Origin of the sequence: Bacillus sp. T3, assembly GCF_033449965.1 — a bacterium.
In the GTDB taxonomy this organism is placed as follows: domain Bacteria; phylum Bacillota; class Bacilli; order Bacillales; family Cytobacillaceae; genus Bacillus_BU.
In genome coordinates this window covers 2,545,966-2,572,713 of sequence record NZ_CP137761.1, presented here as the reverse complement: position 1 = coordinate 2,572,713, position 26,748 = coordinate 2,545,966, and the positions used below count along the sequence as shown (strand labels likewise).

Genomic DNA, 26,748 nt, shown 5'->3' with positions numbered 1-26,748 from the left:
TCTATTTATTATCCAATTTAGACCCTATTTTTTTCAAAATAATTCTTTCAATTGCTTCCCAAGGGAGAAGGCTTTTCAACCGAATCGTTGATTTGACACCATTTCCGATTGGATATCTGAAACGAGGTCTTTTACGATCGGATGCTATTAGTGCTACTAACTTTGCCACGTCAAGCGGGTTGCCATGTTTCGTTTTTCCAGTTTCGATTTCATTGATAATTCCTGTCAAATAGGATTTATAAGGTGATTCTAAATCTATTTTTATTTTATCGACAATTGACCAAATTTTTGTTGCGTAAGAACCTGGTTCGATAAGAACGACGTCGATTCCAAACGGTATTAATTCAAGACGCAATGATTCACTATATCCTTCTAATGCATGCTTTGAGGCCACATATGGTGATAAACCGGGAAAGCCAATTTTGCCGCTTATGCTGCTCATGTTAATAATTCTCCCGTACCCCTGTGAACGCATGATTGGGAGGATTTCCTGAGTAATTGAAATTACTCCAAAGAAATTGGTTTCAAATTGTAACCGGTACTCCTCGACGGACACCTCTTCGCTAAAACCACCAAGCGCAAACCCTGCGTTATTGACGAGGACGTCAATTGTAGGATATTGAAGAAGATTTGATTTGAATTCTTTAATTGATTTAGATGAGGTTACATCAAGTGTGTGGATTGTCAACTGTTGCGCTACATTTTGTTGTTTTGCCGTTTCTAACAGTTCCGTTGATTTTTTGCTATCTCTCATTGTTGCTAAGACATGAAATCCGTTCTTTGCTAGTTCTATAGAACATAAGAGCCCAAATCCACTTGAAGCCCCCGTAACCACTGCTATTTTATTGCTCATTTTTCTCTCCTTCAGCACTCTTTTCACCATTGTATGCTAAATAATCCATTGACTCAATCATACAAAGCTTAATAAAGAGATCCGAAAAAGGGAAGAGCGGTCCTCGATATTAAGGGCCGCTTTCGATATTAATTTGATTTTTTTGATTTTAAGTCTTTTTTTGTGATTTCGCTTCTAATATCTGTTTCCTTGTTAAACTCTGTATCTTGCGTTTTGTTACGAGGATATTTATTTCGACGTTCTCGGTTATCATTCTTATTTGTCATGAATCTTGACCTCCCTTCAAAGCATGAGGAAAGAGCCCAAAAATGGGCTCCATTCCATATAGAAATCAGCATTATTGTCCTTGTTGATTTCTTAAGGATTGTTCTCCGAGGGCGATTAAACGCTTTGTCATTTCACCGCCGACAGAACCATTAGCACGTGCGGTTGTATCAGCACCAAGTTGAACATCAAACTCGTTGGCGATTTCCTCTTTCATTTGCTGTAGCGCATTTTCTGATCCAGGAACCAAAAGTTTGTTTCTAGCCATGATCCATCACTCCCGCCAAATGGTTTGAGCTATTTATAAAAAATAACTCAATCTTAATTTCACCGATTTGTGCATAATGATGTATAGAATTATTCGCCTTCAAAGTTAACTTTTGTAAAACAATTAATGATTTATGAAAATTCATAATTGTAAATCGTGTCAATTTATGGTACTTTTCTTTATATGTTAACTAAATAATATTTTAAGTTAACATAATTATAAATGTATTTATTGAAATGTTTTTACAACAGAAAAGGGGAATAAAGGATGGAAATTCAAACAAAAAGAGACTGGAAAACCTTAGCTGAGAACGTGATTGGAGGATATCAAGTTACGGAAGAGGAAGCACTTGCGATTGTTCAAGCAAAGGAAGAGGAAGTACTTGAAATCCTGAATGCGGCCTACCTAATACGTCATCATTATTTTGGCAACAAAGTAAAGTTAAATATGATTATCAACACAAAGTCAGGACTATGTGCTGAAGATTGTGGCTATTGCTCCCAATCAATTATTTCTGATGCCCCGATTGAAAAGTATGGTTGGTTAACAAAGGAGAAAATCGTCGAAGGAGCTCAGGAATCGATTCGTCGAAAAGCGGGTACCTATTGCATCGTTGCATCTGGACGCCGCCCATCAGATCGAGAAATTGATCATGTCATTGAGGCTGTCCAAGAAATTCGCGAAACAACTGACCTTAAGATTTGCTGCTGTCTTGGCTTTTTAAATGAAGAGCATGCTAAGAAGTTATCAGAGGCTGGTGTTCATCGTTATAACCATAACATAAACACGAGTAAGGGCAATTACGAAAATGTATGTTCAACCCATACATATGAAGACCGTGTTGATACAGTTGAGAAAGCGAAGGAATCAGGGATGTCACCTTGCTCAGGTGCGATTTTTGGAATGGGTGAAAGCGATCTCGAGGCGGTTCAAATTGCGACAACCTTGCGTCAATTAGATGCTGATTCGATTCCATGTAATTTCTTAAATCCAATCGAAGGTACACCACTAGAAGGACAGAAACAACTGAATCCGCGCAAATGCTTGAAGCTGCTTTCGATGATGAGATTTGTTAATCCAGCGAAGGAAATTCGGATGTCTGGGGGACGTGAAGTTAATTTTCGCTCTTTGCAGTCATTAGGACTTTATGCTGCAAATTCAATCTTCGTAGGAGACTACTTAACAACAGCCGGCCAAGAACCAACAGCGGATTGGGATATGATTAAGGATCTTGGTTTTGAAATTGAAGAGTGTGCGCTTTAATATTTATCCAAATAAAAAACTCATCGGTTACCCGATGAGTTTTTAGATTATGAAGATTGTGTTTCAGAAGATTTCATTTGTGTTCCGAAAAAATCCTTCATTAGAGGATTTTCATGGACAATTGAGTCAAGTGTATATTGGTCAAGCACCAGAAGAAATTGTTCTAGGGCAGTTCGAAAAATATGCTTTAACGAACACACTGGCGTCATCACACATTTATTATTGTGTTTTTCAAAACATTCGACGATAAAGAAATTTTCCTCGGTATGGCGAATGATTTCACCCAGATTTATTTCTGACGGTGATTTGGCTAAACGAATGCCCCCATTTCTCCCTCGAATGGTTTCTATATAGCCCAATTTCCCTAAATGATGAATAATCTTCATTAAATGATTTTTAGAAATATCATATGTTTCAGCGATTTCCTGAATATTGGATAAGTCCTGATTGTTTTTTGTCGCTAAAAATATTAAAACACGAAGCGAATAATCGGAATAAGTAGTTAAATGCATATTTTTTCCCTCACATTCAATTGCTACTACCATTTTAGCATAATGATCTCCATTTTTTCTAAAGATGTATTTTATATATTGCATTTCCAGAAAATTTTCTATATTATAAAGATGTATTTTACATACTACTTTATTCGAAAAAGGGGATTTCGAGATGCTATCGCAAAAAACAATTGAAACCATTAAAGCAACAGTTCCTGTATTAGAGATGAAGGGAACAGAAATTACGACCGTATTTTATCAAAATTTGTTTACGAATCATCCTGAGCTATTAAATATTTTCAATCATGCCAACCAACAAAGAGGTCGTCAGCAAACAGCATTGGCAAATACCGTTTTAGCTGCAGCCACTTATATTGATAAGCTGGAAATGATCATTCCAGGTCGTGAAGCAAATTGCCCATAAACATCGTAGTCTTGTTATAAAACCGGAGCACTATCCAATCGTGGGCGAGCATTTACTTGGAGCGATCAAGCAGGTGCTAGGGGATGCGGCTACTGATGAAATCCTAAATGCCTGGGGTGAGGCATATGGTGTTATTTCGCAAGTCTTTATCGATATTGAAAAGGAAATGTATGATGAGGCAGCTGCATCATTAAGCGGGTGGCGTGAATTTAAACCATTTAAGGTAATAGAGAAAGTAGTAGAAAGTGAAGTAATCACTTCCTTTTATCTCGCTCCAACGGATGATTTAAGTGTACCTGAATTTAAACCTGGGCAATATATTACAATTAGAATCCAAATTCCAGGCGAGAAGTATTTATTAAATCGCCAATACAGCCTGTCCGCATCACCTGGAAAAGACTATTTCAGAATTTCCGTCAAGCGTGAAGCAGAGGAAAATACTCCGCAAGGGAAGGTATCGAATTATTTGCATGATCATATTCATACAGGTGACCAATTAGAAGTAACGGCTCCAGCTGGTGATTTTATTCTAAATACCGATACAGATACGCCTGTTGTCTTTTTAAGCGGTGGGGTTGGTATTACTCCGTTTATGAGTATGGTAAACAATCTTGCTGATAAGCAATCAAATCGCGAGATCCACTTTATCAATGCTTCACGAAACGGCAATTTGCAACCATTCAAAACTGAATTAGCCTCTTTAACCGATAAACTTACACATTATCAGCTTTCTTACGTTTATGAAAATCCTTCAGAGACTGATCGAAATGAGGATTATTTTATAAAAGCAGGCTATATTGATAAGGCATGGCTAAAGGAAAATGTGCTAGTTGATAATGCTGACTACTACGTTTGTGGACCTGTACCATTCTTACGGGCTATTGTTCTAAATCTAAATGAGTTAGGAGTTACAGACTCACAAATTCATTATGAATTTTTTGGTCCAGCGATGAGTCTAGAAGCTGAGCACCAAATGATATAAAAAGCAAAGGCTGATCTTCTGATGATCAGCCTTTTCAAACCTTTAATAAATTTAAACTATGTCTAAATCGAATTAATAATAATACGGAAACGGGACAATGAATGGGTAAACAAAAACCGTATAGGGAGCCGGCACCGCCGGAAACGTCTATATCTTCTTCGGCCGCCGCCATAGCCACCGCCATAATAGCCAAAATCTCCGTAAACCCGAGATTCTGGAGATTCATGAACCTCCTCTTCAACCATTTCGGGCACTAACATTGTAACATTTTCATTATCCATGTCCTCAATAATACCCTCAACTTGTGTTCCGTCTGTCATTTGACCGAGTACATGGTAATTCATAAACTTCTGACAGGCACCTTTAACGTTTCTAATTTCACTATCTCTTGTATTTGGATGCATTGGGTCAAATCCATAACCATAATAATACATAATTAATCCCTCCTCTTTGTACATATATGTTATTCAAAAGGGGAAAGTCAGGTTAAAGGAAATTAAGCAAAGTTTATTTTATATATGTACTTTTGAATGAGTTATGATATAATAAATTGGTTTCAAATTATGTTAAAATATTAATCACAATGATATAAAGAGGTTCTAGCTACCCTCTCAAAAAAACTAAGGAAAACAGGACTGCTTTCTTAGTAGTGCTGTTTTTTTGATGTAAAGGAGTAGAAAATTTATGAAAAACGATAAGGCCGTAGTTGTATTTAGTGGAGGCCAGGACAGTACAACCTGTTTATTTTGGGCAATAAAACAATTTAAAGAAGTTGTTGCTGTGACATTCGATTACAATCAAAGGCACATAACAGAAATTGAGTGCGCAAAAAATATAACGAGTGAACTTGGAATAAAACATCATATTTTAGATATGTCTTTATTAAATCAATTGGCACCAAATGCTTTAACTAGAGCTGATATTGCTGTGAAGGAAGGGGATGAAGGCGGTCTGCCATCAACGTTTGTCCCTGGGCGTAATTTATTATTCATGTCCTTCGCAGGAGTATTGGCGAATCAAATCGGTGCAAAACATATTGTTACGGGTGTTTGCGAAACAGACTTTAGTGGCTATCCGGATTGCCGGGATGTGTTTATTAAATCTTTAAATGTAACATTGAATCTCTCAATGGATTATCAATTTGTCATTCACACACCACTGATGTGGCTAAATAAAGCAGAAACATGGCAATTAGCGGATGAACTTGGTGCATTTGATTTTGTGCGTGAAAAAACTTTAACGTGTTATAACGGAATCATTGCAGATGGTTGTGGTGAATGTCCAGCTTGTAAGCTCCGCCAAAAAGGCCTACAGGATTATTTATTAGACAGAAAGGAGCGCTAAACTTATGTATGGCTTTCGCATCGTGGATAAGCTCCAAAAAATTGATGAAGATATTCGCCGTGACCAGCTAAAATATCATTCCAGACGTGTCATGATTAGTAAAGAATTTACCTTTGATGCCGCTCATCATTTGCATGCCTATGAGGGGAAATGTAAGAATCTTCATGGACATACGTATAAAGTGATCTTTGGGATAAGTGGATTTCTTGATGAACGCGGTTTAATGATGGACTTTGCTGATTTAAAACAAATTTGGAAAGAAGAAATTGAGATTTTTCTTGATCATCGCTATTTAAATGAAACATTGCCGCCGATGAATACAACGGCTGAAAATATGGTTGTTTGGATTTATGAAAAAATGAAGGAAGCTTTAGAAAAAGAAGAAAGACAGCAGCAATATTTGGGTGCAAGAGTGGAATTTATTCGTCTTTATGAAACCCCAACCAGCTATGCTGAGGCAAGACGGGAGTGGATGGAGAATGAGTAAGCTGCCAGTAATGGAGATTTTTGGTCCAACGATACAAGGTGAAGGAATGGTAATTGGCCAAAAGACGATGTTTGTTCGTACTGCTGGCTGTGATTATTCCTGTTCTTGGTGCGATTCAGCCTTTACATGGGACGGAACAGGAAAACACTTGATTAAGCAAATGGATGCTAATGAAATTTGGTCAGAGCTAAAAGCAATTGGCGGAAACGGTTTTTCATTTGTAACCATTTCCAGGTGGCAATCCTGCCTTGCTCAAGGATATGAGTGAACTCATTAGTCTTTTAAAAGAAAACCAAATTAAAATTGGTGTCGAAACGCAGGGGAGCAAATGGCAGAACTGGTTTTTAGACATTGATGAATTAACGATTTCACCAAAACCACCAAGTTCTAAAATGAATACGGACTTTACTAAATTAGACTCCATTATTGAAAATTTAAAAAGTGGTAATAGGGAACAGCATTTTAGTCTAAAGGTCGTAGTCTTTGATGAGGAAGACTATCGTTTTGCAAAACAAGTTCATCTAAGATATCAGGATGTGCCTTTTTTTCTTCAAGTTGGGAATGCTGATAGTAAAACAGAAAATCAACAGCAACTTGTAATGGAGCTTCTCGATAGATATGAATGGCTGATTGATAAGGTTATGTCGGATGATGAATTTCAAAATGTTAAGGTCCTGCCGCAGCTGCACACCTATATTTGGGGTAACAAGCGCGGCGTATAGAAAGAATGAATGATTAGTAGGGGGAAACAAAATGTCAAAGGTAAATCGTGCCCAAATTGAAGAAGGGATACGTTTAATATTAGAAGCAGTTGGTGAGGATCCGAACAGAGAAGGTCTGCTCGATACTCCGAAACGGGTTGCAAAAATGTATGAGGAAGTGTTTTCGGGGTTGACGATTGACCCGAAGGAATATTTTGATACTATTTTTAGCGAAAACCACGAAGAACTGGTATTAGTGAAGGATATACCTTTTTACTCGATGTGTGAGCATCATCTCGTTCCATTTTATGGAGTTGCTCATGTAGCTTATATTCCTCGTAATGGAAAAGTAGCTGGGTTAAGTAAGCTAGCACGAGCTGTTGAAGCGGTATCGCGGCGCCCGCAATTACAGGAAAGAATAACTGCTACAGTTGTCGATACCATTATGGAGACGCTTGAACCACATGGAGCGATGGTTGTGGTAGAAGCTGAGCATATGTGTATGACCATGCGCGGTGTGAATAAGCCAGGAGCTAAAACTGTAACGTCTGCGGTACGTGGAATTTTCGTTGACGATGCTACGAAACGTTCGGAAGTATTAGCTTATATTCATAAATAAGGTATTAAGAGGGTGTCCCCAAAATATAACTTTTAGGGGCACCTCTTTTTTGCACTTCGAACGTTTACCTTGTCCGTTGATTTGATAACATGCTATATATGAATGCTGCAAAAGCAAATTACAATAGTGCATTTTTTTTGTAAAAATTAAAAAATAACTTGCTGTATTCAGAAAATTCTGTATAATAAAAGTAAGTTCTTCACCCTATCTGTCACTCAACAGAAGGAAGAGAAGAATGTTGATTAGCTTTACTTTATTGCAAGAACATGATTTGACTGTTAAGATTCATTGCACATTCTTTACCTGGATGTTACTCATGAATCATAAGCCAGTCCTTCCACATTTTTGGATGTGTTAGGGCTGGCTTTTTGTATGGCTTAAAAACTTCATCAAAAAGGAGGGAAGATCGTGAAGGGAGCACTTTCAGGTATAAAAATATTAGATTTAACTAGGGTGCTAGCAGGCCCATATTGTACGATGATCCTAGCAGATCTTGGGGCAGATGTTATAAAGGTTGAGGGACCGGGTGGAAGTGATGAAACAAGAGGCTGGGGACCTCCTTATAAGAATAATGTAAGCGCCTACTTTCTTTGTGCAAATCGTAATAAACGGAGTCTGACGATTAATTTAAAAACGGAAGAAGGGAGAGAAATCATACGCCAGCTTGTCAAAGATGCAGATATTGTCATTCACAATTTTAAGACGGGGACAATGGAAAAATGGCAGCTAGATTATGATCATTTACAACAAATAAATTCAAACATCGTTTTTTGTTCGATCACAGGATTTGGTGAAACGGGACCTTATCGGCATTTACCTGGATATGACTTTATTATTCAAGGAATGAGTGGAATTATGAGCATCACGGGGACAGATGAAAGTGGTCCATTAAAAATCGGTGTGGCAATGGTTGATATTTTGACAGGTTTATATTCTGCCATTGCCATTCAAGCTGCATTACTTGAACGAGAGAAATCTGGTTTGGGTCAAAAAATTGACATGTCTCTGCTTGATTGCGCAGTTGGATCGCTTGCCAATATAGCAAGTAACTATCTAATTTCCGGAAAAGTTCCGAAAAAACTTGGCAACGAACATCCAAACATTGTTCCCTATTCTACATTCCGTGCAAAGGACGGCGAAATGATTATTGCTGTCGGAAATGATCGTCAGTTTGCAACCCTATGTGAATTACTAGAACTTAGAGAAATTGCCGAAAATGAAAAATTTCGAACGAATTCAGCACGGGTTGAAAATCGTCTGAAATTAACTGGAATTCTAGAAGATCGACTCTCTCATCGCACTATGGATGATTGGATTGAGCTTTTTTCCAAACATAATATTCCGTGTGGACCTATTAATGCAATGGACCGAGTTTTTTACAATGAACAAATTGCTGCACGAGAAATGGTCGTGGAAATGGATCATCCAGAAGCAGGAGAGATCAAGCTTGTCGGCTCACCTATTAAACTATCAAGGACAGGAGTAACAATGAAACGCTATCCGCCAATGGCAGGGGAACATACGAATGAAATTTTACAAAACTTAGGTTATGACATAAAAGAAATTGAGTATTTCAAACAAAATCATATTATTTAGGGGGACGTTAAGATGAACTTTGAATTTACAGAAGAGCAAGTGATGTTAAGGAAGATGGTAAGAAGCTTCGTCGATAAAGAAATTATGCCGAACATCCAAGCATGGGATGAAAAAGGGTATTTTAATGCTGATATATTAAAACGTTTAGCTGAGTTAAATCTTATGGGAGTATGTATCCAGGAGCAGTACGGAGGCAGTGGCATGGATTATAATTCACTGGCAATTGTTTGTGAAGAACTTGAAAGAGGAGATACGGCATTCCGGACAGCCGTTTCAGTTCACACAGGTTTAAACAGCTTAACATTATTGCAATTTGGTACTGAAGCACAAAAACAAAAATATTTAGTTCCTCAAGCAAAGGGTGAAAAAATTGCTGCGTTTGGATTAACGGAGCCCGGTGCAGGGTCTGATGTTGCTTCCATCGCAACAACTGCGGTAAAAGATGGGGATGATTACATTTTAAATGGCTCTAAAACATGGATTTCCTTATGTGATTATGCTGACCATTTTATCGTATTTGCTTATACCAATAAAGAAAAGCGCCACCATGGAATTTCCGCATTCATCGTGGAACGGACGATGCCAGGATTTTCATCAAAAGCGATCAAAGGGAAGTTGGGAATTCGCGCAGGAAATACGGGCGAACTATTCTTTGATCAAGTAAGGGTACCAAAGGAAAATCTGCTTGGAAATGAAGGGGATGGATTTAAGATTGCGATGGCCGCGCTAGATAACGGACGATTTACAGTTGCTGCAGGAGCGGTTGGGTTGATTATGGCTAGTATGGAGGCTAGCGTGAAGTATTGCCATGAAAGACAAACATTTGGAAAAGAAATTGGTAAACATCAGCTTGTTCAACAAATGATTGCCAAAATGGAAGCTGGCTTACAAACAAGTCGCCTATTAGTATATCGAGCAGGGGAACTAAAGAATCAAGGCAAACGAAACACTAGAGAAACCTCACTGGCTAAATGGATTGCTTGTGATTTTGCTAATAACGCCGCAGATGATGCGGTTCAAGTCCATGGTGCTTATGGGTACTCTAGCGAATATCCAGTAGAACGATACCTCCGAAATTCTAAAGCACCGGTTATCTATGAAGGAACTCGGGAAATCCATACGATCATGCAAGCAGAATATGCACTCGGCTACCGCGAAGACAAACCATTAAATCAACCATTGCCTGCATGGCCATTTGAAAGTGATAAAGAAGCGGTTAAAAATTAATAAAAATAAGAAGGGCTCAACAATTCTCAAATACCATTTCCATAAAAACAGAAAGACCGAGTGAAGACTTCGGTCTTTCTGTTTTAATTCGTTTTCACTTCGCCGATACATTTAAACTGTAGTTCATATTGTTTATATAAATCTTTTAAAGCGGCAATTAGGGCATTATTCGCTTTTCCTAAATAGCTATCTCGAATGTGATTGAGAGGTTCATCTATCCCATCACGCAGACTGTGTCCTTTTAACATTCTAGAAATATATTCCTTCCCGTGATCCGTGGCTAGCGTACATGACGCTGCGACAATTACCCCATATTTCCTATCAATTTCAGCTGTTATCGTCAATGTTTCAAATACACTTTTAGCAGCCATTCCAGATGGTAATTTTGCATGACCAGCAATAAACATTGTGTTCATTCAAACTTCACCTCGTTTGTTCTGAATTTTCTATATATTTAGCATAATACAAAGAATGAAAGATAGGAAGGAAAAAAAGGGGAGTAATTCGACTTATTTTGTAAATTATTGTCGCCTACGTTAAAACAAATATAAATATGAATATAATCAGAATTAGTTCACAACTTCAACTCTTTTCCATATATTAACGGCGCAACTAGAATAATCCGCTAGTCGTGCCTATTTTCGCGAGAACTTTCGATTGACTCTTAAAAGAACTGTCCCTTTGTTACTTTTAAGACAATTTGCTAAGATAGTGTTAGGTCTGCTGCTAACAAATACATATACTTGAAAGGACATTGTTATGAATAATAAGAATGCAGAGTATTGGATCCATCACCTTGGTTTAAGTGCCCACCCAGAGGGCGGATATTTTAAAAGTACATATGAGTCGGAAACCATCATTACGGATAGTGGAATTATTGGTAATGGAAAAAAGCGCAAGTTATATACGAGTATTTATTTCCTGTTAAGGTCAGAGGATATTTCTCATTTTCATAGATTGAAATCAGATGAACTTTGGTATTACCACGGAGGAAGCTCGTTAATTGTTCACGTGATCGATGAGCTCGGGGAATACAAAAAAATCAAATTAGGATTAAACCTTGAAGAGGGAGAGGTACCTCAGGTGTTGGTTCCAAAGAATTCAATTTTTGGATCATCAGTGATGGAAGAGAAATCCTTCTCATTGGTGGGCTGTATGGTATCACCTGGATTTGATTTTGAAGATTTTGAGTTGTTTGAGCAGGAAGAATTACTGAAGGATTTTCCTCAGCATGAACAAATCATTAGAAAAATGGCATATAAAACGAAATAAGCGAAAAGCGTATAACTTTTAGAGGCAACCCGTTCTTTTGCGTATTATGCCTATTACTTGTCCATTGATTTCCGTTCCATGCGCTTCGCTTTCCGCAGGGCGGGGTGAGATTTAAAGATAAAGATAGTTTTTTATCAAAAATCATTACACAAAAAACCACTCAAAAGGATCGTAAATCAATGACCTTTTGAGTGGTTTTTCCTTTTTTAGAAATTGGCGAGTCAGTTCCGCGGATGTTTTTTAACTTGAAGATTCTTCCGTTTGAAGCTCAGATTGAACCTGGCTAACACAGGTTTGGGCTTGAGCAATTTCATTAGCAGCTTGTTTCAATGCTTCTTTAGCCAGAGTAGTGTTCGCTGCAGATTGTTCAATCGCCTGGGTGATGGAATCCTTTGCAAGAGATGTAGCTGCCTCAGCTTGTTTCAGTTTATTTGTATCAATTGTCATGGAAATTCCTCCTTTTTTTAAAACACAAATTATAGAATACTCCGAAGGGGACGTTTTATCCGTGTGATTTTTTTGTAAAAGGCTGTGTTAAATTTGAGAGTTGATTTCCGCTCTTGGTGCTTCGCTTTCCGCGGGGCGGACGGTGAGCCTGTCCAGCTGCAGCGGCTAGGGGCTCGGGGTCATATGCCTGTCGCCCCTTTGCAAGCCGTTTCCGCTTTTCCTTCTCCTCGTCGCTATCGCTCCTGCGGGGTCTCACCTGTCCCGCTGCTCCCGCAGGAGTCTTCGCACCTTCCGCTCCAATCAACTTGTGCACAAAAACAAATTGAGCTTTAACACAGCCTCGTAAAAAAATACGATAAAGTGTGGCGGGATGAAATGTATCGCTCCATGTCTGTTTGGTTAAATTAACGGAAACAGAAAATTGGAGGATATTTATGAAGAAAATATTCTGTATCATTTTCTCGGTAATGTTAATTAGTACTTATCTTCCCATTCGTAATGGAAAGGCAGAAACAAAACCATTAAAAGCAGCAATCATCATTGATGATTTTGGAGGAGGCATAGGGGGAGTAGAGGATTTTTTGGAAGGTGACATCAATATTACTGCTGCTGTCATGCCCTTTACGGAAAAATCAAAGGAGCATGCAAAATGGGCCCATAAAAACGGATTTGAGGTTATGGTGCATTTACCAATGCAACCCAAAAAAGGCAAGCTGTCCTGGCTTGGTCCAAAACCAATTACAATTAATCTCTCCAAAATTGAAGTAAAAAAACGAGTTAGAGAAGCCATAAAGAGCGTACCGTATGCAAAAGGATTAAACAATCATATGGGTTCGTTAGCGATTGAAAATGAAGAAATTGTCAGAGGTATTGTGGAGGTTGCCAAAGAAAAAAAACTTTATCTCGTCGATAGTGCCACTTCTCCTAAATCCAAAATCCCTAAAATTGCTAAAGAGTTAGGTGTTCCATATTTAGTGAGGGATGTATTTCTCGATGATATCTCATCCAGTGCTCATGTTGCCAAACAAATGGGTTTTCTCGCTCAAATTACTGAAGAAAATGGGCGGGGAATTGCCATCGGGCATGTTGGAATAACAGGCAAGGTTTGCTCTCGTGGTATTGTCCAATCAATGCAGCTTTATAAGAAAAAGCAAATAAAAATAGTCCCTGTTTCTGAATTAATTTTGGATGATTTCAGTGAAAAGTATTTTAAACTGAATCATAATATTTTTTCCTCAAGCGCTACTTCATTGTAGTGCTTTTGTATGCTGAGTATTCCTTTGTTGTGGAGAATTGTATTGATGGTTTCTTTTGACCATTCCGAGAACTTCAACTAAAATTAAACGTATATTGAAAAATTCATAATAGTTGAGGTGTATGTTAAGAGTGAAATGTGTATCGCTTGATCTTGATGGGACTTTATTAAATACAAATTTAGAAATTACATCAGCAAGTCTGGAAACTATTGTCGGGCTTAAGGAAAAGGGAATTGAAGTCATCATTAATACAGGGCGGGCATTTAGTGATGTAATCAAAGTTCCTGGCATTAAGGAATTGAACTGTCCAATTGTTTGTGTAAATGGGGCCATTCTTTTCTCAAAAACAGGAGAATTGTTATTTGAAGCTACACTTGATCGTTCGATCTATATGCCAATTTTTTCGAGCCTAAAATCGTTAGGGGTAGGAATTTTGATTTATACGGATCAAGGCGGTTTTCCATCTACACTCCCACCGACCCATCATAAAACCCCGGAAGAGCTAGACAATCTTTTCGATTCGTTTGATTATGAGGCATTATTGGAAAAACAAGACCTTAAAATTTATAAGTTAATTGCACTAGTTTATCCACATCAGCTTGAAAAAGTAGATCGTGTAAAAAAGGAACTTGCACAATTTGAAAAAATTTCGATGGCGTCCTCATTCCCAAATAATGTTGAAATCACTTCGATCGAGGCACATAAAGGTCTTGCCTTGCATCGCTTTGCACAACTTAATGAGCTTCAGTTTGATGAAATCTATGCTTTTGGTGATGGTGGAAACGATTTGTCACAATTTGAGGTCGCAACCCATTCAATCGCGATGGCAAATGCCCCACAGGAGATTAAAGACCAAGCATCATTTGTAACCAAGAGCAATGATGAAGATGGAATAACCTATGCAATTCGAGATGTTTTTAAATTAATATAAGATTTAAAAAGCGGAGTGAGAAAATCAATCACTCCGCTTCTTACTTTTAATTAGCAAAAAAGTTTTCTGTATAGTAGGGTTGGGCTTCTGTATTGAATGCGACACCCACACCTAAAAATTCATATTCTGTCCTTAATATATTTTCACGATGACCAAGTGAATTCATTAAACCTTCGTGCGCAAAAATACTGCTAAATTGTTCATACGCTAAATTTTCTCCAGCAGAGGTAAAAACAACTTCATCTTCTTTCATACGATCAAAGGGGGATTGACCCTTAAGATTTTGGTGATCAAAGTAATGATTTTCAGCCATATCTAAACTATGCTCTCGCGCTGTACCCGTTACATTAGCATTCCAAGTTAAAACAGGTAAACCAAACTTGACTCTTGTTGCGTTAGTTAAATCGAATAGCTGGTATTCAAAGCCTTCTCGTAATTGCGTTGATTCAGACGCATAAAAATCCTGCTTTGATTGCTCAACTTTTTCATTGATTATTTGGACAGCCGTAACGGTATTGTGCTCATGCTTATCATAAAAAAAGGTGATGTAGCTTCCATCTAAATGGTAAACATCATAGTCACGCTTTTTGTCAAATTGAAAATAAACGGTTCCTTTTTCAAGTTTTGATAACGGTTCGCCAAGTTGTTTTCGGACTGTATCCTTAGAACTTCCAAGCGTGATTCCTTTTTTGAGCTAACAAGATCCTGGTTTGTATATAATCCTACTACTTTATTGTTCTTATCGTAAGCCACCATCACGAAATTGTGGTAGTTTTGATGGTATGCACTCCATTGTAGTCCATACTCATTCATCGTCGAGCGCTGTTCGCTTCCCATTATTTCTTCAACAGACTGTCTCTGATTTCCAAGCTCAATATTATATATCGAGAAGTTATTCGAAGCTGGTTGTTTCAGCTCTGGTTTAGCCGGAACTTTCTTTGTATCTTGCTTCTCATCAGGCTTCTGTTCGATGGTTTGATCAAGAAAGATAAGAAGTTCATGGATACTCTCGAAAAACGAATCGATTGCTTGCTCATATTCTGGTGTGTTTTGTACTACTTTTACACCAGACGAGATTTTTTGAAAATACATGCCGTATTGGCTTTGCTCTAATTGATTTTTTACAATTGGCCAAGCAATGATGAAAGCAAAGATGATGATGATGTATTGGAATAATCTCCGCAAATGAAAACCTCCATTCTGGTAAAATTTTATCCAATTTTGGTCATGAATAAAAGTCAATCATGACAATTATTGAAGAAGTTTTCATTTTTTTGATTTCTCTATGTATGGACCAACTATTTAGTGTAGTGTTGGTCCAAAAAAGTGTCTTCAATTCTTTCTTATAAACACAGTTACACCGAATACGCCAAATCTTTTTTCATACTCCACTAAAAAATCATTTTCCAAAAGACAATCCTCCGCTACTCTAAAGCGTCTACCTCTACGAAGAACGTTTGAACAAGGATCTGCACTGCCAATTATATTTGCGTCAATGATTATACCTGGAGAAGTATTACGAAGTGGATTATTTTGCCACATAACTGTTACAACATCTGGGGGCGATTGCTTGAAAAAAGGACATATGCTCATCTCCTCAAAAGAAATTACTATATATAATGACAAAAGTTTAGATAGTGACTAATCACGTGTCATGGGTTTCAAAATTATTTATTGTCCATCTAACGAGGACAAGTGTATTGCTGCTATTTCGGAATACGAATTATTTTGGTGGAAAAGTAGATAATATTCGTGTTTAACGTTGTTTTGTTTTGTGAAACCATCTAAAATGTAAAGTGGAATAATTAAATAACAGACATTGAGGGAGGGTTTATTATGGTAAGTTCGCCATATACTGGTTTTTCTAAAAAAATACTTTTATTAGGTTCTGGGGAATTAGGAAAAGAAGTTATTATTGAGGCACAGCGCCTCGGTGTCGAGACCGTTGCGGTCGATCGATACGAAAACGCTCCTGCGATGCAAGTTGCACATCGCTCTTATTGTATTGATATGCTAAACGGGGCTGAATTACGTCGTGTAATTGAAAAGGAAAAGCCGGATTTAATCGTTCCTGAAATTGAGGCAATTGCAACTGAAACCTTAATTGAACTTGAGAAGGAGGGTTATCAGGTTGTTCCAACTGCTTTAGCTGCAAACCTAACCATGGATCGTGAAGGTATTCGCCGACTTGCGAGTGAGAAGCTTGGATTGCCAACTGCGAAATATGCGTTTGCAAATACGTTAGATGAATTAAAGGCTGCAGTTTCTGAAATTGGTACACCATGTGTCATTAAACCTGTGATGAGTTCATCTGGAAAAGGTCAAACCGTTTGCCGCAGTATGGATGATGTTGAAAACTCATGGAATGAGGCAATGGAAGGTGGAAGAGGTAAGAAGACAAGGGTGATTGTTGAGGAATTCATCCATTTTGACTCTGAAATTACGTTGCTCACCGTGAGATCTGTCTCTGGTACAACTTATTGCGCTCCAATAGGCCATATTCAAAAGGATGGAGATTATATAGAGTCCTGGCAGCCACATCCAATGTCAGAGGCGCAAATTGCAGAAGCTCAAGCTGTAGCAAAAAAAATCACAGACGCTCTTGGCGGTTATGGGATCTTTGGAGTAGAATTGTTCCTCTCGCCGGATTGTGTCTACTTTAGCGAGGTATCACCGCGACCACATGATACAGGAATGGTTACGCTCGTAACTCAAGATCTGTCAGAATTTGCTCTACATGTACGAGCAATATTAGGCTATCCAATTCCACAAATCCAATTGCTTTCTCCTGGAGCTAGTCGAACCGTAAAAGCATGGGAGGAAAGCAAATCCTATCAAATCACAGGAATTGAGGACAGCTTTGCCATACCAAATACACAAATTAGAGTATTCGGTAAGCCAGAAACAAAGATTGGTCGCCGAATGGCAGTCGCATTAAATGCTGCAGAAACAGTTGAATTAGCCCGAAATCGAGCGGAAGAGGCTGTTTCAAAAATAAAAATTGTCTATAATGCGTCTGACCTGTAAATTTATTTCTCATTTTTCGGTTAATCTGTCAGAAATTACTTTTAATTTTTTATTTCTTCTTTCTCCTCTATAATGAAGAAAGTATGCTTAAGAGGTGAAAGTATGGGTAGAATTTTTGTTATCATATTTGGTTCTATTATTATTGGGGTAGCTTATAATTTATTTTTAATCCCACATCATATTTTAAGTGCTGGTCTAAGTGGGCTTGCTATCTTATTGGGAATTATTACTCCTTTAAATACGGGTTTACTAAATTTTATTATGAACCTCCCGTTATTAATTGTTGGCTTCTATCATTTAGGTAGGCAATTTATTGGCTATACCATTCTATCTGTAAGTGTTTTATCAGCGAGTCTATATTTAATTCCGGTTATACCAATTTCATCAGAACCGATCCTTTCATCTTTGTTCGGCGGTGTTATTTCTGGGATTGGGATAGGGCTTGTCTTTCGAGCCTCTGGATGTACAGGTGGTTTTGATATAGTTGCCTTACTGATTGCAAAAAAAGAGATTTTCCACTAGGAGTATTATTTTCAGCTTTAAATGCAGTCGTTGTGGTTATTTCCGGCTTTGTTTTTAATTGGGATGCTGCATTAAATACACTCCTTGGAATCTACGCATCCGGTAAGGTCATCGATATGATTCATACAAAGCATATTAAATTGACGCTGATGATTGTATCAAGTAAGGGTGAAGAATTAAAGGATAAACTGCTCGCTAATCTATATCGTGGAATTACAATGCTAGATGGTGAAGGTGCATATACAGGAGAAAAACGGAAGATATTAATGACCGTGATAACAAGATATCAGCTGGCAGATGTAAAAGCGATTATTAAAGAAGTTGATCCTCATTCATTTGTGAATATTACACAAACATCAGATGTATTGGGATTCTTTCATCGAAACTAAACACATATGAGCAGGGCATGGTGTAAGAAACCATGCCCTTTTAATTAACATTATATCGGTTCGATCATAGGATTGAATGCTTGGAAGGAGTTAAATGCTAATTCTATTAAAACCCAAATATGCTACTAAAAATATTTTTCTTTTTTGTACCTCTAGGTTGATCAAAAACAAGAGGTCGTTCCGTTGCATTTTGCTTTTTTAATTCACTGATTTCGATTTCTAATTCTACAACTTGAGTCGAAAGGGAGGCAACAAGTTCTTGTAGGTCCTCGATTTCTCTTCTGTGTTGCAAAAGCTGGTAGGATGTAACTGAATCAGCTTTTTCATCCAATCTTCGTTCTAAGCTATTCAGCTTTGATGTTAATTCCTCCACCAGTTGATCATGTTCCTTTGGTGTTTTTAATGTTCCTGAGCGAATGGTCTTTTCAGGTAAAGTCGTGATTTCATGAAGAAGTACGCCATCATTAATTTGATTTTGGATAAACCTTAAACTTTTGATAGCCTCATCGTTAAACAAATAGTGACCGCGATCATTGCGTTCCATTGGCAAATCTAACTGCTTCACCCACCGTTTTACCGTGCTCACTGAAACACCCAATAATTTTGCAACTTCACTTGTGTTCAAAATGAGATCCTCCTTTTATTCGTACTTTACGATTTGTTATTTCCAAAACTTCCACCATTTCTTGTCTGCTTCTTCTTTTGTTCCTGCTGTATTTCTAAAGCTGGCGACCATATCCTGGAACATCGTTTCACGGGTTCGGATTTCTTGTTTAAAATGCATCCTTTCCTGGTGAAGCGTTTCAATGTAGAGTTCTCTATCTTTGTTTAGCGCATCAACTAAATTTCGTAATTCATGATGGGTCTCATCTGTTGCTTGATGCAGGGCTCTTGTTAGCGTATGAACAGATTGGTTTGTATTTTTTGTGGAGATAGCGAATCCTTCTGCTAGTGACTGAATCGAGTCCTTCGTGTCCTCAGAGGCTGAAGCGAAACTTTTTGTTAAAAATGTAATGGTTTCCGATGTGTTTTCAGATGTTGCTGCAATTTGATTCGTTAAAGTTGCAATGGTTTCATTCGTATTTTCAGAGCTTTGTGCAATTCTATCGGATAGCGTTGCAATTGTTTCTGTTGTAGAGGATGAAGATGCCGCAATTTCTTCTGTTAGATAGTCAATTCTTTCCTTCGTGTTTTCAGAGTTGGCTTCAATTTTATTCGAAAGGGCTGAAATGGTTTCTGAAGTCGATTCAGAATTTGTCATCAGTTGATTCGAAAGTGTTTCAATCGTTTCAGAGGTGTGTTCTGAAGTTGCGGTTATCACATGGGATAGTGTCATGATGTTTTCAGTTGTGTTTTCTGAGGATTCATAAATTTTATTAGAGAGCTCTTGGAGTTCTGATTTGGTATTCTCACTCAATTTATAAATCGAGTTGGAAAGAGCTTTGACAGTTTGGACGGAGCCTTTTGAAATCTCCTTTTTCACTTCTTCAATGACCTCTTTTCGGATTCCATTGCGAATTTCTAACTTCACTTCGTCTAACAAGCTTTGTTTATACGCATCCATAACCTTGAAAAACTCTTCTAAATTTGTTGTCTCTTGTTTTGTTTCTACCTCGCTGCTTGATAATCTCGTGATAAGGGAGGTTTCAAAGTCCTCGTCAATGTTCCCGATCGGTTTTTTTTCTTCGTTTTTTACTTCTTCTGTTAGTGGTATGGATGATTCTGACTGATTCCGTTCCAGTGCCGCTTCTAACTCGGCTTTTTGCCAATGAACGATGATTGGTCGAGTATGGTTCAGCTCCACATTTTCAGCGGATGGCTCAGTTTCATTATCCTTCTCACAAATTGGAGGAGGGGAAGAAATTCTTCATTAAACTGATCTTGTTTTAGATTAGATTGCTGCAGTAGTATGGTTTTAATTTGGTTCATACTGTTGCGTTCTCGTAAATCCTTAACTTTTTCTAAAAAAGTTAACTCGACTTCTGTGTAATACCTAGCTCCCTGTTTTGTCCTTGGAACAATAAGTAATTCATCCAGCGCCTTTTCCCATCTCTTGATCGTACCAACTGGTACACAAATTTGTTTTGCTACTTCTTGGAGGGTATATGTTTTTATATATGGACTATTCATGTTTATGCCAACCCTTTCTATATGATTCATAGTCTATTTACTAGATTCAGGTCTATTAAATTCCTTTTTGATAGTATTCATCATCCCATACCTGATTTTCCTGCCTCATGACAAAAGCTATCAAAACAAGACGTTTTTCTCCAAAACTATAGGTGAAATGTATGTGTATGCAAAAACTGTCGTCATGATTATTTGCATTATTCCTATTAATTTAGAAAAAATGATAAATATGTGAAAAAATGAACAATTTCTATTTGTTATGTGACGAACTTCACAAACTTAAATCGTTTTTAGATTTACTATATGTACATACAGACAATTTAAATAAAAATGTGCTCTTCAAGGAGGAACATTCATGAATAAAAAACGTTTAGTAATGATTGGTAACGGGATGGCAGGGGTACGTACAATTGAAGAAATAATTAAACTGTCTCCGAATGAATTTGAAATTACGATATTTGGAAATGAACCACATCCCAACTACAATCGAATCCTTCTCTCAACCGTTTTACAAGGAGATACATCTTTCCCTGAAATTATTATGAATAGTTGGGAATGGTATCAAAAAAACGATATTCAACTTTATACTGGTGAGGCCATCGTACAAATTTATCCGGACAAAAAACTTGTAAAATCAGATCAAGGTCGAGTAGTTGAATATGATGAACTCATCATTGCAACAGGCTCAAGCTCATTTATGTTACCTATTCCAGGTTCAGATAAAGTTGGGGTTACTGGGTTCCGTGATATCAATGATTGTGAAACGATGATCAAAGTGGCAAAAGAATATAAAAAAGCTGTCGTGATCGGTGGTGGCTTGCTAGGTTTAGAAGCCGCTAGAGGTTTGTTGAACTTGGGCATGAAGGTCGATGTCGTCCACTTAATGCCTGATTTAATGGAAAGACAACTTGATCCAAATGCTTCTGCGATGTTAAAAGCTGAACTAGAAGCGCAAGGTATGAATTTCTTGCTAGAAAAACAGACAACCGAGATTTTTGGAGATGATCGTGTTCAAGGATTACGTTTTTCTGACGGAACAGAAATCGATGCGGATCTTGTTGTAATGGCCGTGGGAATTAAACCAAATACAGCTGTTGCTAAAGAAAGCGGTGTTCCAGTTAATCGTGGGATTGTGGTTAATGATTTCATGGAGACAAGCATTCCGAATGTATATGCAGTTGGTGAATGTGCAGAGCACCGTGGAACGGTGTACGGATTGGTTGCACCCTTATATGAACAAGGGAAAATTCTAGCAGCACATCTATGTGGAGCCGAAACAAAGCCTTATGAAGGTTCTGTTACCTGGAACACAATTGAAAGTATCAAATGTTGATCTCTATTCAGCAGGTGAAATTTTAGACTCAGCAACGACGAAATCAATTAAGGTCCACAACGAGTTTGATGGTGTTTATAAGAAAATTCTGATCCGTGACAACAAAGTCGTTGGAATCGTCTTGTATGGGGATACAAAGGATAGTACCCGCTTGTATAAAATGTTGAGCACGCAAGAGGATATTAGCGGAATGACAAGCATTTCATTGCTGCATACAGGCTGTGGTGGCGAAGCTTTAGCAAGTGATGTCGCTTCTATGTCAGCAGATGATCTCGTTTGTGGTTGTAATGGAGTAACAAAAGGAACCATCGTCGAAGCGATTAACTCACTTGGCCTAACAACAGTCGAGGAAGTGGGAAGTTGTACAAATGCCGGGCGTTCATGTGGTCGTTGCAAATCCTTGATTTCAGATATCCTGGAACATACACTTGGAGATCAATATGATGCAGGGGCAAAAAAAGCAGGCATATGTTCTTGTACCGATTTAAGTCGAGATGATCTCGTTGCTCAGATAAAAGAAAAAGGCTTATCTAATATAAAAGAAGTCATGTATGTCTTAGGCTGGAAGCAAGAGGAAGGTTGTTCGAAATGCCGTCCGGCTATCAATTACTATTTAGGAATGATTTATCAGGATCAATACAAGGATGATCGTGATTCCCGCCTAGTAAATGAAAAAATGCATGCAAACATTCAAAAAGATGGATCGTATACTGTTGTGCCAAGAATGTATGGCGGAGTTACGAATGCTCAGGATTTAAGAAAGATTGCACAAGTGGCAGAAAAATATGAAGTCCCACTTGTAAAACTTACTGGTGGTCAACGGATTGGACTATTCGGTGTGAAAAAAGAAGATTTACCTGTGGTTTGGGAAGAACTTGGAATGCCATCAGGTTATGCATATGGAAAGACGCTTCGTACCGTGAAAACATGTGTTGGAGCTCAATTCTGTCGCTATGGAACACAAGATTCAATGAGTCTAGGAATTGACTTGGAAAAGAAATTTGAACGTTTAGATACACCACATAAAGTTAAAATGGGCGTCTCAGCTTGTCCGCGCAACTGTGCAGAAGCTGGCATTAAAGACATTGGTTTCGTAGGTGTTGACGGTGGCTGGGAAATTTATGTTGGTGGAAATGGCGGAACGGATCTTCGTGCAGCAGATCTATTATGTACAGTGAAAACACAAGATGAAGTAATGGGAATTACTGGAGCTTATATGCAATATTATCGTGAAACAGCTAGCTATTTAGAGCGAACTGCGCCTTGGATTGAACGTCTTGGTCTTGACCATATTAAAGAGGTTTTGGCTAATGAGGAAACACGAAAAGAATTAAATGAGCGAATGGATAGAACCTTATCCAAATACATTGAGCCATGGAAAGAAGCTATCGACAATAAAGATATCCGTGAGAAATATTATCAGACAACGCAAGTTCCAGTGTTAAACTAGTGGAGGGACTAAAATGGAGAAAATTGAAGCAGCATCTTATTCAAGACTTCCTGAAAGGGTAGGTCAAATTGTAAAAATTAAGGATGAAGAAATCGTCTTATTTCGTCTTTCAAATGGAGATGTGAAGGCTGTCGAGAACCGTAGTCCCCACCCAAAGGGAGGAACACTTGTTGACGGCTTAGTTAGCGGGCATTTTATCTATTGTCCGGTCTATGACTGGAAAATTTCACTACTAGATGGCAAGGTCCAAGCGCCTGATTCCGGACAAGTTAAAGTTTATCCTGTTGAAGTTGTTACCGATGGTGTATATATCCAAAAAATTTAATCAAGAAAATTTGTTCAATGTGGTATGATAACATAATATAAAGTGATAAAGGGGAACTCATTGGCAGTTCCCCTTTTACATACAAAAATGTTTGGCATGAGGAAGGTGGAAAACACCATGAATAAAGGAAAAGTATTATTAGTTGGAGCCAGTTCGGGGGATATTGGTTTAATAACTTTAAAAGGAATAGAAGCAATCAAGTCAGCCGAAGTGATTTTGTATGACCGCCTTGCCAATCCTAAACTTCTAGAATTCGCCCGGATGAATGTGAATTTATTTATTGTGGAAAGTTACCCGACCGTCATACGATGCGTCAGGAAAAGATAAATGAAGTGTTAGTTTCAAAGGCGTTAGAGGGTAAGCGGGTGGTCCGATTAAAGGGCGGTGATCCGGGTGTGTTCGGCAGAGTAGGAGAGGAAGCCGAAGCATTAGCAAATCACAAAATTGAATTTGAAATGATCCCTGGGATATCATCAGGAATGGCTGCTCCACTGTATGCGGGAATTCCTGTCACACACAGGAGATTTGGTGAAACCTTTGCAATTGTAACTGCACATGATAAATCAGTTGAGGGGATTCCTGTATTAGATTGGCAAAGTCTCGCAAATGGAATTGACACCATTGCCTTTTATATGGGTATTTCCAATCTACCCAATATTTGCAATAATTTAATAAAGCATGGCAAAGATGCGACTACACCAGTTATATTAATTCAATGGGGAACGTTTGGGCGTCAGAAAACACTCCAAGGGACATTATCTACGATCGCGGAAAAAGCTACACGTTTGAACTTTACGAATCCTGCGATTACACTCGTAGGTGGCATAGTTTCACTCAAAAATAAAATTAGTTGGTTTGAAAAAAAACCATTGTTTGGAAGACAAATTCTGTTAGTCCGTACAGGTGTAGGACAAAGTGAACTAGCTCAAAAGCTGACAAGTCTCGGTGCAGACGTTTATGAATATCCGAAATGGAAGAAAATTGACTCCACAGATAATGAGCAAACACTCAAACATATTAGTGAATATGAACAAATCCTATTCACATCGCCAGAAAGTGTAAATGACTTTTTTAATTTATTAATTAGGGAAAAGATCGATATAAGAGAGATTAACGCGAAAATTTACGCTGCTTCTACAAAATCTCTTCAAGCACTTAATATGCGAGGAATCATGGCAGATATAGAAAAGGACCTAATTGATGATTCAAAACTTCTCGTTGTCGGGGATGGTCGTTATATTCAACAGTACGAGAAGAGCGAACTGTTGATTACGAGTAAACTTCAAAATGATGATAAATTTGATCCAGTAATAAAGTTGATGCTTAAGGAAGCGAAACTTGATACAATCATTTTTCCTAGTAGTCAGTCAATAGGTGTATTTTTAGCTGAAATAGAGAAAGGTGTTATATTTTCTAAAACTTTACTAGAAACATCAGAGATTATTTGTATGGGCGAAAAAACAGCCCAAACTGCCATTGCCAACGCAATTGTTCCAAGTAAAATTATAAAAAAGCCAAACAAGGAATCCGTGATTGATTGTTTGCTTGATAAAGTATCACATTAAAAATAGAAAAACATTAAAAATAGAAAAATAACTAGCAAGTAAATAAAGAAGGAATGGTCTGATTATGGGTAACTTATATCCTATTTATGTGAATTTAGCTGAAAAAATAGTTGTCGTTGTTGGCGGGGGAAAATTGCTGAAAGAAAATTGTGCTCCCTAATCGATTCTGGTGCTAGGTTAGAGCTTGTGAGTCCAGAATTGACGGGTGTGCTTGAAAAGCTAGCCCAAGATAACGTGTTTACTTGGAAAAGGAAGCGATTTGAACCAGAAGATATCGAGCATGCTACATTCGTGTTTGCTGCAACGAACGATCGTAACATTAATCAATTCGTAAAAGCATCTGCAAGGGAAAATCAGCTTGTTTCATTAATAGATAATCCAGACCATTCTGACTTTCATATTCCCGCTACAGTTAAACGTGGAAAACTGTCACTTGCTATCTCCACTTCAGGTGCTAGTCCGCTTTTAGCAAAGAAGCTAAAGCAGCAGCTTGAACAATTATTTGATGATCGCTATGACGCTTATATAGAATTTTTGTATGAGGCTCGAATGACTATTTTAGCAAAAGTTAAGGATCCCATAAAAAAGCACCAACTGCTTTCCACCATTTTAAGTGATGACTACTTAGACAGTAATTCCCGTTGGGAGGACTTTCAGCATTTATTAAAAAAAGAAATGATCGATTTCTAGCTTAAGGTACCACCCCTAGCTAAAATGTTCGATCATTTTATTTTTTTGAAGCATAAGGAGTGATTACATTGTTCTTTTTCATTTATATGAATCAGTCCAAACAATATGACCATTTTGTGAAGAAGAGTACACATTTTCTGAAAAATGTTAAAATAAAAGAGTAAGGTACTAATAAATTGTAATTAAACATTAAAATTTTAAGCGCTTACATGATTGAATCGATCACCTTTGACCCACATACATAATGGAAAATTATTAATGGAGGAAGAGAGAATGAGCGATGAAATCAAATCATTATTGCGTGATGTTTTGAGGGAAGAACTAACCAGCTTTGAGAAAACGTTAACTTCAATGGAACAGGATCTGATTGAATTAAAATGCGAAACAGTAAAATGGTACGAAAAGCTAGGCTCAGACATTGAGAATGTTCATTCACGAATAGAGGCTATCGAAAAAAATTACGATGAAATGAAACAATGTCTCGATAAAATTGAACATGATCAAGCTAGAAAGGATCGGAAAATCAGCAGTATTATTGTTCAATACCAACATCTGGAATCTTTTATTAGCAAAGAAATAAAACGGTTGCAATCAATCAATTCTAATCAAAAAACAATTGAACTTCTTTCTTCCCGTTCGATTCAGCATGAGGCCGATATAAAAGAACTAAATCGTGTAGTAAATGATACTCCACAACATTTTAGTTAGGTACACTTTTAACAAGAATCAAGGAATGTATAACTGATAAAATGAGAACGTGCAAATGTTAAGTTTTTTTAATATAATAAGTAAGTGAGTTGGGTTAGTTTAGCTTTCAAAGGCCAGAACTAACCTTTTTTCTATTAAAATTTTAATAAACGTCCTCCTGAAAAAAACAAATGTACATCAG

At 37.7% G+C, this 26,748-nt stretch carries 26 protein-coding genes, 5 pseudogenes and 1 riboswitch; of the genes and pseudogenes, 19 read left to right on the top strand and 12 right to left on the bottom strand.

Going from position 1 to position 26,748, the window contains the following annotated elements; all coding sequences use genetic code 11:
- Position 1: 1 nt before the first annotated feature.
- The 3 genes from RGF10_RS13255 to RGF10_RS13245 form a co-directional block, all read right to left on the bottom strand.
- Complete coding sequence (locus RGF10_RS13255) at positions 2–853, bottom strand: SDR family oxidoreductase (protein WP_318502733.1); 852 nt, start codon at positions 851–853, stop codon at positions 2–4.
- 128 nt (positions 854–981) lie between these two features.
- On the bottom strand, positions 982–1,119 hold the full coding sequence (locus RGF10_RS13250; RefSeq protein ID WP_318502732.1) for a hypothetical protein: 138 nt from the start codon (positions 1,117–1,119) through the stop codon (positions 982–984).
- A 71-nt stretch (positions 1,120–1,190) separates the two neighbouring features.
- The gene (locus RGF10_RS13245) at positions 1,191–1,385 is read right to left on the bottom strand and encodes an alpha/beta-type small acid-soluble spore protein (protein ID WP_318502731.1); all 195 of its coding nucleotides are present in this window, start codon (positions 1,383–1,385) and stop codon (positions 1,191–1,193) included.
- A gap of 267 nt (positions 1,386–1,652) precedes the next feature.
- Between RGF10_RS13245 and bioB the strand changes: the two genes are divergently transcribed.
- Positions 1,653–2,648: a biotin synthase BioB gene (bioB, locus tag RGF10_RS13240; RefSeq protein ID WP_318502730.1), complete on the top strand. Its 996-nt coding sequence runs from the start codon at positions 1,653–1,655 to the stop codon at positions 2,646–2,648.
- 47 nt (positions 2,649–2,695) lie between these two features.
- Here bioB and RGF10_RS13235 read toward each other — a convergent pair whose 3' ends face one another.
- On the bottom strand, positions 2,696–3,160 hold the full coding sequence (locus RGF10_RS13235) for an RrF2 family transcriptional regulator (protein WP_318509459.1): 465 nt from the start codon (positions 3,158–3,160) through the stop codon (positions 2,696–2,698).
- Between the two features lie 154 nt (positions 3,161–3,314).
- Between RGF10_RS13235 and hmpA the strand changes: the two are divergent.
- A pseudogene (gene hmpA, locus RGF10_RS13230) lies at positions 3,315–4,548 on the top strand (NO-inducible flavohemoprotein).
- Positions 4,549–4,610: 62 nt separating this feature from the next.
- On the opposite strand, the gene RGF10_RS13225 reads toward hmpA, so the two are convergent.
- Positions 4,611–4,982, bottom strand: coding sequence for a hypothetical protein (locus RGF10_RS13225; RefSeq protein WP_318502729.1), 372 nt, complete (start codon positions 4,980–4,982; stop codon positions 4,611–4,613).
- 153 nt (positions 4,983–5,135) lie between these two features.
- Positions 5,136–5,178, top strand: a riboswitch (PreQ1 riboswitch).
- A 54-nt stretch (positions 5,179–5,232) separates the two neighbouring features.
- On the opposite strand from RGF10_RS13225, the gene queC reads away from it, so the two are divergent.
- From queC to RGF10_RS13195, 6 genes and pseudogenes are all read left to right on the top strand, one after another.
- Positions 5,233–5,892, top strand: a complete 660-nt coding sequence (queC, locus tag RGF10_RS13220) for a 7-cyano-7-deazaguanine synthase QueC (RefSeq protein WP_318502728.1) — start codon at positions 5,233–5,235, stop codon at positions 5,890–5,892.
- A 4-nt stretch (positions 5,893–5,896) separates the two neighbouring features.
- Positions 5,897–6,379: a 6-carboxytetrahydropterin synthase QueD gene (gene queD, locus RGF10_RS13215; protein WP_318502727.1), complete on the top strand. Its 483-nt coding sequence runs from the start codon at positions 5,897–5,899 to the stop codon at positions 6,377–6,379.
- A pseudogene (gene queE / locus RGF10_RS13210) lies at positions 6,372–7,101 on the top strand (7-carboxy-7-deazaguanine synthase QueE). Before queD ends, queE begins: the two are co-directional and overlap by 8 nt.
- Positions 7,102–7,132: 31 nt before the next feature.
- Positions 7,133–7,699 (top strand): GTP cyclohydrolase I FolE, encoded by a 567-nt coding sequence (gene folE / locus RGF10_RS13205; protein WP_318502725.1) that lies wholly within the window; start codon positions 7,133–7,135, stop codon positions 7,697–7,699.
- Positions 7,700–8,107: 408 nt separating this feature from the next.
- On the top strand, positions 8,108–9,295 hold the full coding sequence (locus tag RGF10_RS13200; RefSeq protein WP_318502723.1) for a CaiB/BaiF CoA transferase family protein: 1,188 nt from the start codon (positions 8,108–8,110) through the stop codon (positions 9,293–9,295).
- A 12-nt stretch (positions 9,296–9,307) separates the two neighbouring features.
- Positions 9,308–10,522, top strand: coding sequence for an acyl-CoA dehydrogenase family protein (locus tag RGF10_RS13195; RefSeq protein ID WP_318502722.1), 1,215 nt, complete (start codon positions 9,308–9,310; stop codon positions 10,520–10,522).
- 83 nt (positions 10,523–10,605) lie between these two features.
- Here the strand turns inward: RGF10_RS13195 and RGF10_RS13190 are convergent, their stop codons facing one another.
- Positions 10,606–10,938: a DUF3870 domain-containing protein gene (locus RGF10_RS13190; protein ID WP_318502721.1), complete on the bottom strand. Its 333-nt coding sequence runs from the start codon at positions 10,936–10,938 to the stop codon at positions 10,606–10,608.
- A gap of 343 nt (positions 10,939–11,281) precedes the next feature.
- Here RGF10_RS13190 and RGF10_RS13185 point away from each other — a divergent pair, with 343 nt between their 5' ends.
- Positions 11,282–11,794: a cupin domain-containing protein gene (locus tag RGF10_RS13185; RefSeq protein WP_318502720.1), complete on the top strand. Its 513-nt coding sequence runs from the start codon at positions 11,282–11,284 to the stop codon at positions 11,792–11,794.
- A gap of 240 nt (positions 11,795–12,034) precedes the next feature.
- Here RGF10_RS13185 and RGF10_RS13180 read toward each other — a convergent pair whose 3' ends face one another.
- A complete protein-coding gene (locus RGF10_RS13180) occupies positions 12,035–12,241 on the bottom strand; it encodes a hypothetical protein (RefSeq protein WP_412176626.1) in 207 nt (68 codons plus the stop codon).
- Positions 12,242–12,675: 434 nt separating this feature from the next.
- On the opposite strand from RGF10_RS13180, the gene RGF10_RS13175 reads away from it, so the two are divergent.
- On the top strand, positions 12,676–13,497 hold the full coding sequence (locus RGF10_RS13175; protein ID WP_318502718.1) for a divergent polysaccharide deacetylase family protein: 822 nt from the start codon (positions 12,676–12,678) through the stop codon (positions 13,495–13,497).
- Positions 13,498–13,618: 121 nt separating this feature from the next.
- Positions 13,619–14,428, top strand: a complete 810-nt coding sequence (locus RGF10_RS13170; RefSeq protein ID WP_412176625.1) for an HAD family hydrolase — start codon at positions 13,619–13,621, stop codon at positions 14,426–14,428.
- Between the two features lie 46 nt (positions 14,429–14,474).
- Here the strand turns inward: RGF10_RS13170 and RGF10_RS13165 are convergent, their stop codons facing one another.
- Together RGF10_RS13165 and RGF10_RS13160 are read right to left on the bottom strand one after the other, a co-directional pair.
- Positions 14,475–15,110: a CAP domain-containing protein gene (locus RGF10_RS13165; protein WP_318509456.1), complete on the bottom strand. Its 636-nt coding sequence runs from the start codon at positions 15,108–15,110 to the stop codon at positions 14,475–14,477.
- A gap of 74 nt (positions 15,111–15,184) precedes the next feature.
- Positions 15,185–15,241, bottom strand: a pseudogene (locus RGF10_RS13160) (hypothetical protein); the annotation flags it as partial.
- 1,023 nt (positions 15,242–16,264) lie between these two features.
- Here RGF10_RS13160 and purT point away from each other — a divergent pair.
- Positions 16,265–17,455 (top strand): formate-dependent phosphoribosylglycinamide formyltransferase, encoded by a 1,191-nt coding sequence (gene purT / locus RGF10_RS13155; protein WP_318502714.1) that lies wholly within the window; start codon positions 16,265–16,267, stop codon positions 17,453–17,455.
- Between the two features lie 102 nt (positions 17,456–17,557).
- A pseudogene (locus tag RGF10_RS13150) lies at positions 17,558–18,366 on the top strand (YitT family protein).
- 106 nt (positions 18,367–18,472) lie between these two features.
- Here the strand turns inward: RGF10_RS13150 and RGF10_RS13145 are convergent.
- From RGF10_RS13145 to RGF10_RS13135, 3 genes are read right to left on the bottom strand one after another with little or no spacing between them, the layout of a single operon-like run.
- On the bottom strand, positions 18,473–18,991 hold the full coding sequence (locus tag RGF10_RS13145; RefSeq protein WP_318502712.1) for a MerR family transcriptional regulator: 519 nt from the start codon (positions 18,989–18,991) through the stop codon (positions 18,473–18,475).
- 36 nt (positions 18,992–19,027) lie between these two features.
- The gene (locus tag RGF10_RS13140; protein WP_318502710.1) at positions 19,028–20,170 is read right to left on the bottom strand and encodes a hypothetical protein; all 1,143 of its coding nucleotides are present in this window, start codon (positions 20,168–20,170) and stop codon (positions 19,028–19,030) included.
- Entirely contained in the window at positions 20,161–20,496 is a 336-nt protein-coding gene (locus RGF10_RS13135) for a MerR family transcriptional regulator (protein WP_318502708.1), read from the bottom strand. The genes RGF10_RS13140 and RGF10_RS13135 overlap by 10 nt, the downstream gene beginning before the upstream one ends.
- 355 nt (positions 20,497–20,851) lie before the next feature.
- On the opposite strand from RGF10_RS13135, the pseudogene nirB reads away from it, so the two are divergent.
- The 6 genes and pseudogenes from nirB to RGF10_RS13105 all read left to right on the top strand — a co-directional run bounded on the left by nirB (position 20,852) and on the right by RGF10_RS13105 (position 26,567).
- Positions 20,852–23,279 (top strand): annotated as a pseudogene (nirB, locus tag RGF10_RS13130) (nitrite reductase large subunit NirB).
- Positions 23,280–23,292: 13 nt separating this feature from the next.
- Positions 23,293–23,604: a nitrite reductase small subunit NirD gene (gene nirD / locus RGF10_RS13125; protein ID WP_318502706.1), complete on the top strand. Its 312-nt coding sequence runs from the start codon at positions 23,293–23,295 to the stop codon at positions 23,602–23,604.
- A gap of 117 nt (positions 23,605–23,721) precedes the next feature.
- The gene (locus tag RGF10_RS13120) at positions 23,722–23,931 is read left to right on the top strand and encodes an SAM-dependent methyltransferase (protein ID WP_318502704.1); all 210 of its coding nucleotides are present in this window, start codon (positions 23,722–23,724) and stop codon (positions 23,929–23,931) included.
- Positions 23,913–25,169, top strand: coding sequence for a uroporphyrinogen-III C-methyltransferase (cobA, locus tag RGF10_RS13115; RefSeq protein ID WP_318502702.1), 1,257 nt, complete (start codon positions 23,913–23,915; stop codon positions 25,167–25,169). The genes RGF10_RS13120 and cobA overlap by 19 nt, the downstream gene beginning before the upstream one ends.
- A gap of 186 nt (positions 25,170–25,355) precedes the next feature.
- Positions 25,356–25,859, top strand: a complete 504-nt coding sequence (locus RGF10_RS13110) for an NAD(P)-dependent oxidoreductase (protein ID WP_318502701.1) — start codon at positions 25,356–25,358, stop codon at positions 25,857–25,859.
- Between the two features lie 273 nt (positions 25,860–26,132).
- A complete protein-coding gene (locus RGF10_RS13105; RefSeq protein ID WP_318502699.1) occupies positions 26,133–26,567 on the top strand; it encodes a hypothetical protein in 435 nt (144 codons plus the stop codon).
- Positions 26,568–26,748: the final 181 nt, after the last annotated feature.